We start from the raw sequence: 16,278 nt of genomic DNA on the forward strand, positions 1-16,278 counted from the left end.
GTTCGATCGCCGACAAGTTCAAGAAACTAATGCCCGCCCGCGATGACAGCGTGACGGTTCGTGCCGACAGTGCAGCTACGTTGGCCTTCGACAACGCCGAAACGCTGCAACCGCCCGAGGAGAAGACCGTGCTGCTACGTAAAGAACATACCGAAGAGCCGGCGCCCGTGGCCGAGCCGATGCTGGCCGCCAACGATGCGCCGGTCGACGTCCCGCTGACGCCCGAAATGGCCGAAGCCGCCCCTGCGGCCGAGCCGGACGTCGCGATGGCGGGTGCGGCGGCCGAGCCGCCGCGTTCCGGCTCCGTGCGCCAGCAGCGCATCCTGGCGGTCGTGCTGGGCGCGGTCGTGCTGCTCTTGTTGCTGATTGCAGGCTCGGCCATCTTGCGCGCCGAACGTCTGGCGCAACAGGTGGCGGCCACCGGCCAGTCGATGATGCAGTCGCAGCGGCTGGCCAAGTCGGTGTCGCAGGCGATGGTGGGCAGCGTGCCGGCCTTCGCGGAAGTGAAAGACAGCGCCGACGACTTGTCGCGGCGTGTGCAGGGCCTCGCCAGCGGCGACGAGTCGCTCAAGCTGGAACGCGTCGGCGGCCAGTACGACGAAGAACTCTCCAAGATCACGCCGATGGTGGCGCGCGCCGATGCGAGCGCCAAGGCCGTGCTGGGCCAGCAGCAGATCCTGACGCAGGTGGGCGCCGCGCTGCGCAGCATCAACCGCCAGTCGTCCGACCTGCTCGAAATGACTGAGACCGTGGCCTCGCTCAAGATGCAGCAGAGCGCGACCATTCCCGAAATTTCGGCCGCAGGCCAGCTCGTGATGCTGACCCAGCGCATCGGCAAGTCGGCCAACGAATTCCTGACGCTGGAAGGCGTGAGCCCCGACGCGGTGTTCCTGCTCGGCAAGGACTTGAACACGTTCCAGGAAGTCACGCGTGGCCTGCTCGACGGCAACGCCCAGCAGCGACTGCCCGGCACGCGCGACGCGCAAACGCGCCAGCAACTTGAAGCCATCCTCAAGACCTACGAACAGACCCGCACGCAAGCCGGCGCCATTCTGGGCAACCTGCAGGGCCTGGTCACTGCACGTGAAGCGCAAACGGTGATCCTGAACGACAGCGAAGCGCTGCGCACCTCGCTCGGCGACCTGCAGGACAAGCTGTCGGCCCGCACCGGTCTCGGCGCCAGTACGCTGGTGATGCTGCTGGTGCTCTCGCTGGCCGCACTGACGCTGGCGGGTGCCATTGGTTACGTGCAGGTGCGCGAAGGCCGCGAACGGGCTGCTGCAGCCGAGCGGGATCGGATCGCTGCCGAAGGCCAACGCGAAGACGTGAGCCGCATCAACAGCGCGAACCAGGCGGCCATCTTGCGCCTCATGAACGAACTGCAAACCGTGGCCGAAGGCGATTTGACGCAGGAAGCCACCGTGACCGAAGACATCACCGGCGCCATTGCCGACTCGGTGAACTACACGGTGGAAGAACTGCGACTGCTGGTGGGCAACGTGCAGAACACGGCGACCCGCGTTGCGCAAACCACGTCGCAGGTGGAAAACACCTCGACCGAGCTGCTGGCCGCATCGACCGAACAGCTGCGCGAAATTCGCGAAACCGGCCAATCGGTGCTGACCATGGCGGAGCGGATCAACGGCGTGTCCACGCAAGCGCAGGAATCGGCCACTGTGGCGCGCCAGTCGCTCGAAGCCGCGACATCGGGCCTGCACGCTGTGCAGAACGCCATCGGCGGTATGAACTCGATCCGCGACCAGATCCAGGAAACCTCCAAGCGCATCAAGCGCCTGGGCGAATCCTCGCAGGAGATCGGCGAAATCACCGAACTGATCTCGGACATTACCGAACAGACCAACGTGCTGGCCCTGAACGCCGCCATCCAGGCCGCATCCGCCGGTGAAGCCGGCCGAGGCTTCTCGGTGGTGGCGGAAGAAGTGCAGCGACTGGCGGAACGCTCCGCAGACGCAACGCGCCAGATCTCGGCGCTGGTGAAGGCGATTCAGACCGACACGCAGGATGCGGTGGGCGCCATGGAGCGTTCCACGCAGGGTGTGGTCGAAGGGGCCAAGCTGTCCGACAACGCCGGCACCGCACTGTCCGAGATCGACCGCGTGTCGCGCCGTCTGGCCGAACTGATCGAGCAGATTTCGCAGTCCGCATCGCGCGAGGCCAATTCGGCCAACGTGGTGGCCGCCAACATCCAGCACATTTTTGCCGTGACGGAGCAAACCGGCGACGGTACGCGCGCCACCGCGCAACAGGTGCGCGAGCTCTCGCACATGGCGGAAGAGTTGCGCCAGTCGGTGTCCCGTTTCAAGATTGCCTGACCCCCTGTCCCGAGCCCAGACCGTGCCGATCCTTCCCCCCGCCCCCGCTGCCCGCAATGCGCCGGCTACCGAAGACCTGGGGCCATTGGCCTGGGTGCTCGAAGAGATTCAGAAGTCTGTCGACGCCACCAGCAAGTCGTTGCGGCGTTTTGCCCGCGAGTCCGCGACCACGCTGGACGTGGACATCGGGCCGTTGCGCGTCGCGCGCCAGCAGCTGCACCAGGCCGTCGGGGCGCTGCAGATGGTCGGCCAGACCGCACCCGCGCTCGTGCTCGGCGCGATGGAATTCGCCATTCAGGGCTTCGTGCAGGAGCCCGCGCGCTGCACCGAGGCTGCAGTGCAGAAAATGGATCGCGCCGGTTTTGCGGTTTCCGATTTCCTGAATGCGCTGCTGACCGGCAAGGCCATATCCCCGGTCGCGCTGTTTCCCCAGTACCGCGACGTGCTGGAACTGGTCGGCAACGAACGGGTGCACCCGGCCGACCTGTGGAACAAGCCGTGGCGCTGGGTCGAAATCGTGCTGCCCAACACCAAGCCCGCGTTGGTGTACGACCCGGCCGTGCGTTCGCGCATCGACCGCGAAGTGCTCAAGGTCGTCAAGACCGGCGACGACGAAGCTGCGCGCCGCCTGCAGGAAATCTGCATCGGCCTGGCGCGCGGTGCCTCGACCATGCGCGTCGGAAGTTTCTGGGCGGTGGCCGCGGCCTTCTTTGAAGCGCTGGGCCTCGGATTGGTGCCCGCCGACGTCTACGTCAAGCGTGCCGCATCGCGCATGCTGCTGCAGTACGCCACGCTTGCGCGCGGCGACAACACCGTGTCGGATCGGCTTGCACAGGATCTGTTGTTCTTCTGTGCCCAGGCCGTGCCCGGCTCGCGCGACCAAGCCAAGACGCTGCGCGCGGTGCGCGTGGCGTGGAGTCTTGCGGACGAGCGTCCGGTCGACTACACCAGCGAGCAGTTCGGCCGCTTCGATCCGGTGGTGCTGACCCAGGCGCGCAAGCGCATCGAGGCCGCCAAGGAAATGTGGTCGGCGCTCTCGGGCGGCGATCTCGGCCGCTTGCGTCAGGTGGTCGACACCTTTGCGCAACTCAGCGAATCGTTGCAGAAGCTGCATCCGCCGAGCCTGCCGATGGCGCAGGCGCTCACCAATGCGGTCGACGCGTCGCTCAGGTCCGGCCAGCCTCCGGCCACCGAACTCGCGATGGAAGTCGCCACCTCGGTGCTGTACCTCGAGGCCGCATTTGAAGATCTCGATCCGCAAGACCGTCAACTCACGGCGCGCACGGTTCAGTTGGCGGGCCGCATCGAACGGGCGCGCGAAGGCGGCCGTTCGGAGCCGCTCGAACCCTGGATGGAGGAGCTGTACCGCCGCGTGAGCGACCGTCAGACCATGGGAACCGTGGTCGGCGAGCTGCGCAGCCATCTCGGCGAACTCGAGAAGTCGCTCGACCAGTTCTTCCGTCGCCCGACCGAAAAGGGGTTGCTGCGCACCGTGCCGACCCAGCTGATGCAGATGCGCGGCGTGTTTTCGGTGCTCGGCCTCGACCAGGCCTCGCAAACCGTGCAGCGCATGCGCGACCACGTCGATCAGCTGTTGGCCGACACCGCGCCGGCCGACGAATCACGCGTCTTCGATTCGCTTGGCAACAATCTGGGTGCGCTCGGTTTCCTGATCGACATGCTCGGCTACCAGCCAGCGCTGGCCAAGCGCCTGTTCGTGTTCGACGAGGCTGCGGGTGAGCTCAAGCCGCTGATGGGCCGGCAAGGTGCCGACGCCGCAGTGCCGGTTGCCGCCGGTGCTGCCGCCGTGGCATCGGCCTCGACCACCGCGCCGGCCGGCGCCGACACCGTGCTCAGCGTCGAGGAGGTCGACGCCCAGATTGCCGCGCGTCTCGCCGCGCTCGCCGCGCCGCAGCGCAAGAAGGTGTCGCCCATCGAGGAGTTCAGCCGCGCTGCGGACGGCTGGAAGTCCAAGATCACCGGCCCCGCGCCGCTCGACGGCCTGCCCGACACCGAGGTCACCGAACTCGAAGAAGAAGACCTGCAGAACATCTTCCTCGACGAAGCGCGTGACGTGCTGCACGGTGGCCTGGCCGCCGTTGCGCTGCTGCGGCGCGACGGAACCGACATTGGCGCACTGACGGTGCTGCGCCGCGCCTTCCATACGCTCAAGGGCAGCTCGCGCATGGTCGGTCTCATGGACTTCGGCGAAGCGGCCTGGTCGTTCGAGCAGGTGCTCAATACCTGGCTGGCCGACCAGCGGCCCGCCACGCCGGAACTGCTGCACGCCACCGACAACGCGATGCGCGACTTTGCGAACTGGGTCGAAGCCATCGCTGCGGGCGAGCCGCATGCCTGGCAGGTCGAGCCCTTCCGCAGGGTGGCCGAGGCGCTGCGCAATGGCGAACCGATGGCCGTCCCCGCGCCCGTGGCCAATGCGGGCACCCTCGCTGCCGCTGCGCGCCGCATCGCCGACGACGAGCCCTCGGCGCCGGCGGTTGCCGAGCCCGTTGCCGAGCCGCAAATGCCGCAGGCACCGCAACTGCTGGATCTGCCGGATTTGCCGAACCTGGATTTTCCGTCCACCGCCTTCGAGCCGCCATCGTTCGATGCGCCGGCGCCGTCTGCACAGCCGTCAGCGCGCCGGGAAGAAGACCACGGGGACTTCGACGAACCTTTTGCGTCCACCGATTTCCTCGATTTCGAGGAGCCGCCCGTGTTGCGCGAGGCAGAAGCCGAGCCGCTGGTCGGCGCCGAGAGCATCGACTTTCTCCTGGACACGCACCCCGCGTTGGAAGCATCCGCGCCGGCGTTCGACGGTGAAATGCCTGCCCCGCTGCTCAAGGAAGCTGCCGAGCCCGAATCGTTGACGCAAGAACCGGTTGCCGAGGCACCAGTGCCGGTTGCGGCGGAAGCCGAGCCTGCGCCGGAAACCGAGCCCGAGCCCGAGCCCGAGTTGGCGGTTGCTGCCACCGAAGCAGGGACCGAGTCCTCGGCCGTTCCAGGTGCCGACGACCAGATCAAGGTGATCGGCCCGCTGCGCATCGGCATTGCGCTCTACAACGTCTATCTGAACGAGGCGGACGAATGGTCGCGCCAACTCGCGACCGAGGTCGGCGAATGGGCGCTCGAATCGCATCTGCCCATGCCCGATTCAACCGTCGGGTTGGCCCACTCGCTCGCCGGCAGTTCGGCCACGGTCGGGTTCCAGAGCATGTCGGGCATGGCGCGCCTGCTCGAAGCCGCGCTGCAGCATCTGCACATGCAAGGCAGTGGCACGCCCGAGCAGGGCGCGGTGCTGGTCGCTGCAACCGACGAGTTGCGCCGGCTGTTGCACCAGTTTGCGGCCGGTTTCCTGAAAGAGCCCGCACCCGAAACGCTGGAGGCGCTGCGCGATGTGGCTGCGGCACCGATGCCCGCCGAAGCGCGTGAGCCGTCGGTCGCCGACGCCGTTGTCGAACAAGTCGAACAAGTCGAACAGGTCGAAGCGGTCGAAGTAGCCGAACCAGTCGAAGCTGCCGCACCAGTCGAAGTTGCTGAAGTTGCCGAGCCCGTTGCAGTTGCGGTGCCCGTCGAGTCTCAGCCGAAGGCCGAAGTGCCTCACCTCGCCGAAGTCCGCGATGTGGTGTCGATGCCTGCCATCGCCACCGAGCCCGCGGTCTACGACGACAGCGAGGACGAGATCGACCTGGCCGACGCGGTCGATGCCGACCTGTTCCCGATCTTCGAGGAAGAGGCGGCCGAACTGCTGCCGCAACTCGGCACCGCGCTGCGCGAATGGCAGGAAAACCCGCAAAGTTCCGCGCCGCGCGCGTCCACGCTGCGCACGCTGCACACGCTCAAGGGCAGCGCCCGTCTGGCCGGCGCCATGCGGCTCGGCGAGCGTGCGCACCGCATGGAATCCGAGATCGAATTGCTGGGTTCGGAGGGCGTCGAGCGCGCCTCGATCGAACAGCTGCTGGCGCGCTTCGACGTGCTGCAAGCCACCTTCGATGGCCTGCGTGCCGCCGACGATGCGACCCAGGCCGAGATCGCACAGCGTGCAGTCGAAGCAGCTGCCATGGCCAAACGCAAGGCGGCCGAAACGCCTGCGCCTGCGGTTGTCGCCCTGGTCAGCACCGAGCCGGCCAACGAGCCGATCCATGCGACCGCGGCCGACCTTGCCGCGCGAGCCGACAAGCCCGCGCTGCCGACGCCCACCGTGCTCGCGCCCCTGCGCCAGTCATCGAGCCATGCGGTGCGCATCCGCACCCACTTGCTCGACCGTCTGGTGGCCCAGGCCGGCGAAGTCATCATCACGCGCTCGCGGCTCGAAGCCGAGATCGGCCAGCTGCGCAGTTCGCTGTCGGATCTGACCGGCAACCTCGACCGTCTGCGCCAGCAACTGCGCGACATCGAAGTGCAGGCCGAAAGCCAGATGCAGTCGCGGCTGGCCCAGGCCAAGGATTCGCAGCAGGGCTTCGACCCGCTCGAGTTCGACCGCTTCACCCGCGTGCAGGAACTCACCCGCATGATGGCCGAGTCGGTCAACGACGTGGCGACCGTGCAACGCACGCTGCAACGTACGGTGCAGGCCACGGAAGACGATCTCAGCGCACAGGCGCGCCAGACCCGCGAACTCCAGCGCGGCCTGCTACGCACGCGCATGGTCGAGTTCGAGGATTTGTCCGACCGCCTCTATCGCGTGGTGCGGCAAGCCTCGAAGGACACCGGCAAACAGGTGCGCCTCGACATCACCGGCGGCCGGATCGAAATGGACCGCGGCGTACTGGATCGCATGACGCCTGCGTTCGAGCATCTGCTGCGCAACTGCGTTGCGCACGGCATCGAATCGGCGGCCCTGCGCGAGAAGGCCGGCAAGGATCCGAGCGGCCTCATCAACATCGAGCTGCACCACGAAGGCAACGACGTGTCGGTGAGCTTCCGCGACGACGGCGGCGGACTCGACTACCCACGCATCACCGAACGCGCGGTGGCCCTCGGCCTGATCGCGCCGGGCCGGCAGCCCACGCCTGCGGAAGCGGCCGAGTTCATCTTCCAGCCCGGCTTCTCGACCGCGACCCAGGTTTCCGAACTGGCCGGGCGCGGCATCGGCATGGACGTGGTGCGCTCCGAGGTGGCCGCGCTCGGCGGCCGCATCGAAACCCATTCGTCGGCGGTAGAGGGCACCACCTTCAAGCTGGTGCTGCCGCTGACCACCGCCGTGACGCACGTGGTGATGCTGCGCGCAGGGAACGTCTCGATCGGCGTGCCGTCGAGTCTGGTCGAGCTGGTGCAGCGCACCGGCGCATCGGATCTCGAGTCGGCCTACCTCAACCAGAGCTTTCCGTTCGGCGGCGAGCAGGTGCCGTTCTTCTGGGCCGGTGCCTTGCTGCAGGCGAGTACGCGCAGCGAGCGCAGTACCAGCAAGACCAACGTGGTGGTGGTCGTGCGCAGCGCGGCCCAACGCGTGGCGCTGCACGTGGACGAAGTGCTTGGCAACCAGGAAGTGGTGGTCAAGAACCTCGGCCCGCAACTCTCACGGCTGCCCGGCATGGCCGGCATCTCGGTGCTGGCGTCCGGCGCGGTTGCGCTGATCTACAACCCGGTGGCGTTGGCCGCGGTGCATGGCGATCAGGCGCGCAGCCTGCAGGGCACGGCCGCCCCCGGCGCGGCGCCGCGTGCGGATGCCCAGGTCAACCTGCCCGTGGAGGTCGAATCGCAAACGCCGCCGGTGGTACCACTGGTGCTCGTGGTGGACGACTCGATCACGGTGCGGCGCGTGACGCAGCGTCTGCTGCAGCGCGAAGGCTACCGTGTGTCGCTCGCGGCCGACGGCCTGCAGGCGCTCGAACGCCTGCAGCAGGAGCGTCCGGCGGTGGTGTTGTCCGACATCGAAATGCCGCGCATGGATGGCTTCGACCTGGCACGGAACATCCGCGCCGATGCATCGCTGGCCGGCCTGCCGATCATCATGATCACCTCGCGCATCGCCGAGAAGCACCGCGAGCATGCCAAGCAGCTGGGCGTGAACCACTACCTCGGCAAGCCCTATTCGGAAGAGGAACTGCTGCGGCTGGTGCGCAGCTTCACCGAAGAGACGGCGGCGTTCGCTGCGGCGGCCTGATCTGCAGCGCCCGGAAGCGGGAGCGGGCAGCTGCTATTTTGGCGGCGCGCCCGTTGCCGTGTTGCGCACCACCCCATAGCGCAGCAAGGTGCGCTCGCGCGCCTCGGCGTGGTCGACCACCGGCTTGGGATAGTTCTCGCCGAGCGTGACGCCGGCCGCCTGCAGCTCGAGCGGGCGTGCCGTCCAGGGCGCATGGATCTCGGCGTTCGAGAGCCCGGCGAGTTGCGGCAAATAGCGCCGGATGAACTTGCCCTCGGGGTCGAAGCGCTCGCTCTGCGTCACCGGGTTGAAGATGCGGAAGTAGGGCTGCGCATCGCAACCGCTGGAACTCGCCCATTGCCAGCCGCCGTTGTTCGACGAGAGCTCGAAGTCGTTCAGGTGTTCGGCAAAGTACGCTTCGCCACGGCGCCAGTCCAGCCCCAGATCCTTGCAGAGAAAGCTGGCCACCACCATGCGCAGGCGGTTGTGCATGTACCCGCTCTGCTGGATCTGCAGCATGGCCGCGTCGACCAGCGGGTAGCCGGTTCGGCCCTGGCACCAGGCGTCGAACAGCGCATCGGCATGCTTGCCGTGGTGCCAGACGATCTTGTCGTACGCGGGCCGGAAGCTCTTGCCCGCTGCCACCTGCGGGTGGTGCGCCAGCACCTGAAAGTAGAAATCGCGCCAGATCAGCTCGCCCAGCCAGGTCGCGGCGCCGCTGTCGGCCTGGAGCGAGAGCTGGTGCGCCACGCCGGCCATCTGCCGGATCGACACGGTGCCAAAGCGCAGGTGCACACCCAGGTAGCTCGGGCCGCGCACCGCGGGGTAGTCGCGCGCGGCCTGGTAGCGGTCGATGCGCTGGAAGAAGTCGTCGAACAGTGCTGCGCCGCCCTGCGCTCCCGTCGGGATATCGAGCTGGGCCAGGTTGCTGGGTGCGAAACCGATGTCCTGAAGCGTCGGCACCGGCATGCGCAGCGCGTCGGGCGGTGCCACCAGCGCATCGGCATAACCGCGCGAGGGGTAGGGCTTGAGGTAGAACGCGTCCACCGTGGCGAGCCAGGCGCGCTTGTAGGGCGTGAAGACGGTGTAGGGCTGGCCGGTTTTGGTGAGCAACTCGTCGCGCTCGAAGATCGCCTGGTCCTTGTAGGTGTGGAAAGCCACGCCGGCGTTGGCCAGCGCGCCCAGCACCTGGGCATCGCGCGCCAGGGCGGCCGGCTCGTCGTCGCGGTTCGCGAACACCGCCTGCACGTCGAGCGAACGGGCCAGCTGTGCGATCTCTTCCTCGGCCACCGCATGCCGCACGATCAGCCCGCCGCCGAGCCGGCGCAGCTCGGCGTCGAGCTCGACCAGCGATTCGCGGATGAACTCCACGCGCCGGTCGACCCTCGGCAGGGGGTCGAGGATCGCGCGGTCGAACACGAACACGCACACCACCTGGCGGCAGGCACGCAGCGCGTGATAGAGCGCCGCGTTGTCATCGATCCGCAGGTCGCGGCGAAACCACATCAGCCCCTTGGGATAGATCTTGTCGACGGCAAGTAAAATCGGCGGCATGAGCTCCGATTCTGCCCCGATGAACCTGACGCATCACTTCCTGATCGCGATGCCGGGGCTGCAAGACGAGACCTTCGCGCGCAGCGTGATCTATCTCTGCGAGCACAGCGAGCGCGGCGCGCTCGGCCTGGTGATCAACAAGCCCAGCGACATCAACCTCAAGGTGCTGTTCGAAAAGGTCGAACTGCATCTGTCGCGCCCCGAGTTCGGCGAGGCGCCGGTGTTCCAGGGCGGCCCGGTGCAGACCGAGCGCGGCTTCGTGCTGCACGAGCCGGTGGTCGCCAACGCACCGGACAGCAAGGAGCTGGTCTACGCATCGACCATGACGATTCCGGGCGGCCTTGAAATGACCACCTCCAAAGACGTGCTCGAGGCCCTGGCCACCGGCTCGGGCCCGCGCAAGGTGCTGGTCTCGCTCGGCTACTCGGCCTGGGAGCAGGGCCAGCTCGAGTCGGAGCTGGCCGAGAACAGCTGGCTTACCGTGGGCGCCGACCCGGCGGTGATCTTCGACACGCCGGTCGAGCAGCGCTACGACCGCGCGCTCATGCTGCTCGGCCTGGAAGCGTGGAAGCTCACCCCCCATGCGGGGCATGCGTAGTGGTTGCTCGCACTCCTCAGCGGGTGGATCAATGAGCAGTCCGGCAACGCCTGAAAAGGCTGCCGTTTCCGTTCCTTCCCACTTCCAGAGTTTCCTGGCCTTCGACTATGGCCAGAAGCGCACCGGCGTCGCCAGTGGCAACCGCCTGCTCAAGACCGCATCGCCACAAGCCACCATCAAGGCCGAGGGTGATGCGCGCTTCGCCCAGGTCGAAGCCCGCATCCGCGAATGGCAACCCGATGCGCTGGTGGTCGGCGTGCCCTATCACCCCGATGGCGCGCGCCACGAGAACACCGACAAGGCGCAGCGTTTCGCTCGCCAGCTGCACGGCCGCTTCAAGCTGCCGGTGTACGAAGTCGACGAGCGCTACAGCACCACCGAGGCGATCGCCTCGGGCGCGCGCGATGCCGACGCCGCCTCGGCCTGCATCATCCTGGAGCAATTTTTGAGGAACCTCCCGTGAGCAAGATTCCCGACGCCGAGGCGCTCTACACCGCGCTGCTGTCCGGCGTGAAAACGCTGATGCGCGCCGACACCCGGCTGGTCGGCATCACCTCCGGCGGCGCCTGGCTGGTCGAGCGGCTGCAGAAAGACCTGGGCCTGGCCGGTGCGCCCGGCATCATTTCGTCGGCCATGCACCGCGACGACTTCGCACGGCGCGGTCTCTCGGCCAGCGCGCAGACCGCGCTGCCGTTCGACGTGAACGGCGCCGACGTGCTGCTGCTCGACGACGTGCTGTATACCGGCCGCACCATCCGCGCGGTGCTCAACGAGCTGTTCGATTTCGGCCGGCCGGCCTGCGTGCGGCTGGCGGTGCTGGTCGACCGCGGCGGGCGCGAGCTGCCGGTGGCTGCAGACTTTGCCGCAACGCAGCTGACCCTGCCCGACACCCAACTGCTCGCACTCGCCCGCAGCGAGAGCGGCGCCTTCAGCCTCCAGGTCGAGGACAACACCTGATGCTCTACAAGCGCAACCCCCAGCTCAACAAGAACGGCGAGCTGCTGCACCTGCTGTCGATCGAAGGCCTGCCGAAAGACATCGTCACGCACATCCTCGACACCGCGGCCAACTTCACCAGCGTGAGCGACCGCGAGGTCAAGAAGGTGCCGCTGCTGCGCGGCAAGAGCGTGTTCAACCTGTTCTTCGAGAACTCGACGCGCACGCGCACCACCTTCGAGATCGCGGCCAAGCGCCTCTCGGCCGACGTGATCAACCTCGACATCGCGCGCTCCTCGGCCACCAAGGGCGAGTCGCTGCTCGACACCATCGCCAATCTCTCCGCGATGGCGGCCGACCTGTTCGTGGTGCGGCACAGCGAATCGGGCGCACCCTACCTGATCGCGCAGCATGTCGCTCCCCACGTGCATGTGGTCAACGCTGGCGACGGGCGCCACGCGCACCCGACGCAGGGGCTGCTCGACATGTACACGATCAGGCACTACAAGAAGGACTTCGCGAACCTCACGGTCGCGATCGTCGGCGACGTGCTGCACTCGCGCGTGGCGCGCTCCGACATCCATGCACTCACCACGCTCGGCTGCGCGGAAGTCCGTGTCGTGGGCCCCAAGACGCTGGTGCCGGCCGACATGGCACAGATGGGCGTGCGCGTTTGCCACACGCTCGAAGAGGGCATCAAGGGCTGCGACGTGGTCATCATGCTGCGCCTGCAGAACGAGCGCATGAGCGGCGCGCTGCTGCCGTCGTCGCAGGAGTTCTTCAAGACCTACGGGCTCACGCAGGAGAAGCTGCAACTGGCCAAGCCGGACGCGATCGTGATGCATCCGGGCCCGATCAACCGCGGCGTCGAGATCGATTCGGCCGTGGTCGACGGCAAGCAGAGCGTGATCCTGCCGCAGGTCACTTTCGGGATCGCGGTGCGCATGGCCGTGATGAGCATCGTGGCGGGAACAGACGCATGAACATCCTCATCACCAACGGCCGCGTCGTCGATCCGGCTTCGGGCTTCGACAAAAAGGCGTCGATCGCGATTGCCAACGGCGCCATCGCGGCCATTGACGACATTCCAGGTGATTTCAAGGCCGGGCGCACGATCGACGCGTCCGGCTGCGTCGTCGCGCCGGGCCTGGTCGATCTCGCCGCACGCCTGCGCGAGCCCGGCTACGAGCACGAAGGCATGCTCGACAGCGAGATGGCCGCGGCGGTCGCGGGTGGCGTGACCAGCCTGGTGTGCCCGCCCGACACCGATCCGGTGCTCGACGAGCCGGGCCTGATCGAGATGCTGCGCTTCCGCGCCGAAAAACTGAAGGGCGCGCGCCTGTTCCCGCTCGGCGCGCTCACGCGCGGCCTGGCCGGCGACGTGCTGACCGAAATGGCAGCGCTCACCGAGGCCGGCTGCATCGGCTTCAGCCAGGCCGACGTCGCGCTGGCCGACACGCAGGTGCTGCAGCGTGCCTTGCTCTACGCCAGCACCTTCGGCCACACCGTCTGGCTGCGCCCGCAGGATCGCGATCTCGGCAAGGGCGTCGCTGCCAGCGGCCCGCTCGCCACGCGGCTGGGCCTCGCCGGTGTGCCGGTGGCGGCGGAAACCATCGCGCTGTTTACCATCATCGAACTCATGAAGAGCACCGGCGCGCGCGTTCACGTGTGCCGGCTTTCGAGCGCGGCCGGCGTGCAGCTGGTGCGCGAGGCCAAGGCGGCCGGCCTGCCGCTCTCGGTCGACGTCAGCATCAATTCGCTGCACCTCACCGACGTCGACATCGGATTCTTCGACAGCAAGGCCCGGCTGAACCCGCCGCTGCGGCAGCAGCGCGACCGCGATGCGCTGTCGGCCGCGCTGGCCGACGGCACCATCGATGCGCTGGTGTCCGACCACACGCCGGTCGAGGCCGATGCCAAGACGCTGCCGTTCGCCGAAAGCGAAGCCGGCGCCACCGGGCTCGAGCTGCTGCTGCCGCTCGCTCTGCAGTGGGGCGAGCGCAGCGGCGCCGGCCTGCGCCGTGCGCTCGAGGTCGTGACCAGCGCGCCGGCCCGCCTGATCGGCAAGGCCGGCATCGGCCAGCTCGCGGCCGGCGGCAAGGCCGATCTCTGCGTGTTCGATGCCGATCACGAATGGCAGGTTCAACCCGAAGCCCTGCGCAGCCAGGGCAAGAGCACGCCGTTCGCCGGCTATGCGCTGCGGGGCCGGGCGCGCTTCACGCTCGTGGGCGGCCGCGTAGTCCACGAAGCCTGATCGCCAATGAGTAATCTGTCAGCCTGCTGGAAGCTGTTGCGTGCCATCGCGCATGCGTTGTCGGGCTGGTGGATCATCCGCAGCACCTTCGACCGGCTGACGCCGCAGCAGCGCGGTGAAAGGGTGCGGCGCTGGGCGCGCGAGATGCTCGAAGTGCTCGGCATCCGGCTCGTCGTGCAGGGCACGCCGGCAGCGCAGGGCCCGATGCTGCTGGTGTGCAACCACATCTCGTGGCTCGACATCCTTGCGATCCATGGGGCACAACACGTGCGCTTCGTGTCCAAGGCCGAAGTCAGGCGCTGGCCGCTGATCGGCTCGCTTGCCACCGGGGCCGGCACGCTCTACATCGAGCGCGAACGGCGTCGCGACGCGGTGCGCGTGGTACACCACATGACCGAGGCGCTGCGCAACGGCGACCTGGTGGCGATCTTTCCCGAAGGCACCACCAGCGACGGTCACGGGCTGCTGCCGTTTCACGCCAACCTTTTGCAGGCCGCGATCTCGTCGGGAACGCCGGTACAGCCGGCGGCCTTGCGTTTCGCCGATGCCGCCACGGGTGAGAGCAGCACCGCGGCGCGCTACATCGACGACGACAGTCTCGCAACCTCGCTCTGGCGCACGCTGCGGGCGCCGCCGTTGCTGGCCATCGTGCGTTTTGGCGAACCCCAGTCCGCGCAGGGCCGCGAGCGCCGCGCCTGGGCCCGGTCGCTGCACGAGGATGTCCAGCAGCTGCGGCGCGAAACCCTGTCGTGACCCGCCAAAAAAACAGCGCCCCGAGGGGCGCTGTGTAACGACGCAGTGATGCGCCGGGAGGAGGAATCTGTTGGGGCGCTCTCTGTCTCAGAGAATTCCGAAGACCTTCAGGCCGATGATCACGACGATCGGCACGCCGCAGAGCCAGAGGATGATGCTTTTCATGAAGGTCTCCGGTGTGTTGATGTGAGTGCAGCTTAGGTCGACCCCGCGCAGCCGCTGCCAGCCAATGCAATCCACCCGCGTCGGCGGGTGCCTACATCACATCACCGTGGCGTGCGGGTGCAGCGGGTGCGCCAGCGTGTCGGCGATCAGGCGCAGAGCGTGGTCGCATTCGTCTCGCGACATCGGCCCGCCCAGGCAGATGCGCACCGCTTCGGGCGGCATGCCGTCGGTCGAGAATGCGGCACTCGCCACCACGCCGACGTTCTGGCTGCGCAGGTACGACGCGAACTCGACCGTACTCCAGGCCGACGACAGCGGCAGCCACAGGTGGAAGCCCTCGGGCTGCGCCTCGATGCCGTGCGCACCCAGATGCCGCGCGGCGAGCGCCTGGCGCGCTGCCGACTCGTTGCGCACGGCCTGCAGCATCGCCTCGGCCGTGCCGTCCTCGACCCAGAGCGTGGCCATTGCATTGGTGATCGGCGAAGCCATCACGGTGGTGGCACGCAGGGCGCCGGCCAGCCGCTGCGACTGCCGCGCGCTCGGCGAGCGCACATACGCGCTGCGGAGGCCCGCGCCCAGCGTCTTCGAGAAACCCGTGATGTAGTAGGTGAGGTCGGGCGCCAGCGTCGCGATGGTCGGCGGCATCTGGCGCGGCAACAGGCCGTAGGCGTCGTCCTCGATGATCGGAATGGCATAACGCAGCGCGATGTCGGCCAGCGCTTCGCGGCGCCCGCGCGAGATGGTCGCCGTGGTGGGGTTGTTCAGCGTCGGGTTGACGTACAGCGCCTTCGGCTTGAGCGTCTTGCAGGCGTGCTCGAAGGATTCGCCCATCGGCCCTTCGCCGTCGAGCGGCAGTGCGTGCAGCTGGATGCCGAGTTGCGTGGCGATGGCCTTCACGCCCGGGTAGGTCAGCGCTTCGACGCAGATCAGCTCGCCCGGCCGTGCCAGCTGCGAAAACAGCGCGGCCAGCACGCTGTGGATGCCGGGGCACACCAGCATCTGGTCGAGCCGGCAGTCGGGTACGCGCGGGCGAATCCACTGCATGCCGGCCTCGCGGTCGCGCGCTGTACCGCCGAAGTCCTGGTAGCGCAGCAGGTCGTACAGATCGCAGTCGGCCAGGATGTGGCTCGCGCTGTCGTGCATGCGTTCCAGCAGCGCCGCGTCCTGCGGCTCGGGCGGCAGGTTCATCGTCATCTCGGCGCCGCTGCCGCCGCGCAGCGGCAGGCTCGGGCTGCTGCCGCGGATGAAGGTGCCGGTGCCGGCGCGCGAATCGATCAGCCCTCGCTTGCGTGCCTCGGCGTAGCCGCGCGCCACCGTCGTGTAGTTGAGGTCGAGCGCCAGCGCCAGGTCGCGCAAGGTGGGCAGCTTGTCGCGCGCGGTGAGGCGGCCGCTGCGGATGTCGTCGGCAATCAGGTCGGCCAGCAGCAGGTAGGCCGGCTTGTCGCTGGAATCGATGCGCTTGCGCCAGGGCTGGGTGAGGTTGTGGGGCATGAAGTTGATCGCATGAGTTGATTGCATGGCGATGTCATTCATCGATGCAGGAACCGTGCCTCACCCATAGACCGGTTGTGCATGGATCGAGTGCGCTTCGCGCCATTGA

Annotated in this window: 10 protein-coding genes; 8 read left to right on the forward strand and 2 right to left on the reverse strand. The window is 67.7% G+C overall.

Annotated features, from left to right (window positions below; translation table 11 throughout):
- Window positions 1-266: 266 nt before the first annotated feature.
- Complete coding sequence (locus tag QTI05_RS26325) at window positions 267-2,333, forward strand: methyl-accepting chemotaxis protein (protein ID WP_444812971.1); 2,067 nt, start codon at window positions 267-269, stop codon at window positions 2,331-2,333.
- Window positions 2,334-2,355: 22 nt separating this feature from the next.
- The gene (locus QTI05_RS26330; protein ID WP_286621390.1) at window positions 2,356-8,439 is read left to right on the forward strand and encodes a FimL-related protein; all 6,084 of its coding nucleotides are present in this window, start codon (window positions 2,356-2,358) and stop codon (window positions 8,437-8,439) included.
- Between the two features lie 33 nt (window positions 8,440-8,472).
- Here the strand turns inward: QTI05_RS26330 and QTI05_RS26335 are convergent, their stop codons facing one another.
- Window positions 8,473-9,972, reverse strand: a complete 1,500-nt coding sequence (locus tag QTI05_RS26335; RefSeq protein WP_286621392.1) for a cryptochrome/photolyase family protein — start codon at window positions 9,970-9,972, stop codon at window positions 8,473-8,475.
- Between QTI05_RS26335 and QTI05_RS26340 the strand changes: the two genes are divergently transcribed.
- The 6 genes from QTI05_RS26340 to QTI05_RS26365 are packed head-to-tail and all read left to right on the forward strand — an operon-like array spanning window position 9,971 to window position 14,513.
- Complete coding sequence (locus QTI05_RS26340; protein ID WP_286539425.1) at window positions 9,971-10,570, forward strand: YqgE/AlgH family protein; 600 nt, start codon at window positions 9,971-9,973, stop codon at window positions 10,568-10,570. The two genes, QTI05_RS26335 and QTI05_RS26340, sit on opposite strands and share 2 nt — an antisense overlap.
- Before the next feature lie 31 nt (window positions 10,571-10,601).
- Window positions 10,602-11,033, forward strand: coding sequence for a Holliday junction resolvase RuvX (gene ruvX / locus QTI05_RS26345; protein ID WP_286539424.1), 432 nt, complete (start codon window positions 10,602-10,604; stop codon window positions 11,031-11,033).
- Window positions 11,030-11,527, forward strand: coding sequence for a bifunctional pyr operon transcriptional regulator/uracil phosphoribosyltransferase PyrR (gene pyrR, locus QTI05_RS26350; RefSeq protein ID WP_286539423.1), 498 nt, complete (start codon window positions 11,030-11,032; stop codon window positions 11,525-11,527). The genes ruvX and pyrR overlap by 4 nt, the downstream gene beginning before the upstream one ends.
- Window positions 11,527-12,489 (forward strand): aspartate carbamoyltransferase catalytic subunit, encoded by a 963-nt coding sequence (locus QTI05_RS26355; RefSeq protein ID WP_286621394.1) that lies wholly within the window; start codon window positions 11,527-11,529, stop codon window positions 12,487-12,489. The genes pyrR and QTI05_RS26355 overlap by 1 nt, the downstream gene beginning before the upstream one ends.
- Window positions 12,486-13,760 carry a dihydroorotase gene (locus QTI05_RS26360; RefSeq protein ID WP_286621399.1) on the forward strand — a complete coding sequence of 425 codons (1,275 nt, stop codon included), beginning with the start codon at window positions 12,486-12,488 and terminating at the stop codon, window positions 13,758-13,760. The genes QTI05_RS26355 and QTI05_RS26360 overlap by 4 nt, the downstream gene beginning before the upstream one ends.
- 6 nt (window positions 13,761-13,766) lie before the next feature.
- The gene (locus QTI05_RS26365; protein ID WP_286621400.1) at window positions 13,767-14,513 is read left to right on the forward strand and encodes a lysophospholipid acyltransferase family protein; all 747 of its coding nucleotides are present in this window, start codon (window positions 13,767-13,769) and stop codon (window positions 14,511-14,513) included.
- Between the two features lie 261 nt (window positions 14,514-14,774).
- Here QTI05_RS26365 and QTI05_RS26370 read toward each other — a convergent pair whose 3' ends face one another.
- A complete protein-coding gene (locus QTI05_RS26370; RefSeq protein ID WP_286539417.1) occupies window positions 14,775-16,196 on the reverse strand; it encodes an aminotransferase-like domain-containing protein in 1,422 nt (473 codons plus the stop codon).
- Window positions 16,197-16,278: the final 82 nt, after the last annotated feature.

This window comes from Variovorax fucosicus (genome assembly GCF_030316825.1).
Classification (GTDB): domain Bacteria; phylum Pseudomonadota; class Gammaproteobacteria; order Burkholderiales; family Burkholderiaceae_C; genus Variovorax; species Variovorax fucosicus.

Excerpts from the sequence above, each read along its gene's own strand:
- QTI05_RS26325 (WP_444812971.1), top strand. The coding sequence starts at position 267 with ATGGCGGGTGCGGCGGCCGAGCCGCCGCGTTCCGGCTCCGTGCGCCAG.
- QTI05_RS26340 (WP_286539425.1), top strand. The coding sequence starts at position 9,971 with ATGAGCTCCGATTCTGCCCCGATGAACCTGACGCATCACTTCCTGATC.
- QTI05_RS26335 (WP_286621392.1), bottom strand. The coding sequence starts at position 9,972 with ATGCCGCCGATTTTACTTGCCGTCGACAAGATCTATCCCAAGGGGCTG.
- ruvX (WP_286539424.1), top strand. The coding sequence starts at position 10,602 with ATGAGCAGTCCGGCAACGCCTGAAAAGGCTGCCGTTTCCGTTCCTTCC.
- QTI05_RS26355 (WP_286621394.1), top strand. The coding sequence starts at position 11,527 with ATGCTCTACAAGCGCAACCCCCAGCTCAACAAGAACGGCGAGCTGCTG.
- QTI05_RS26360 (WP_286621399.1), top strand. The coding sequence starts at position 12,486 with ATGAACATCCTCATCACCAACGGCCGCGTCGTCGATCCGGCTTCGGGC.
- QTI05_RS26365 (WP_286621400.1), top strand. The coding sequence starts at position 13,767 with ATGAGTAATCTGTCAGCCTGCTGGAAGCTGTTGCGTGCCATCGCGCAT.
- QTI05_RS26370 (WP_286539417.1), bottom strand. The coding sequence starts at position 16,196 with ATGCAATCAACTCATGCGATCAACTTCATGCCCCACAACCTCACCCAG.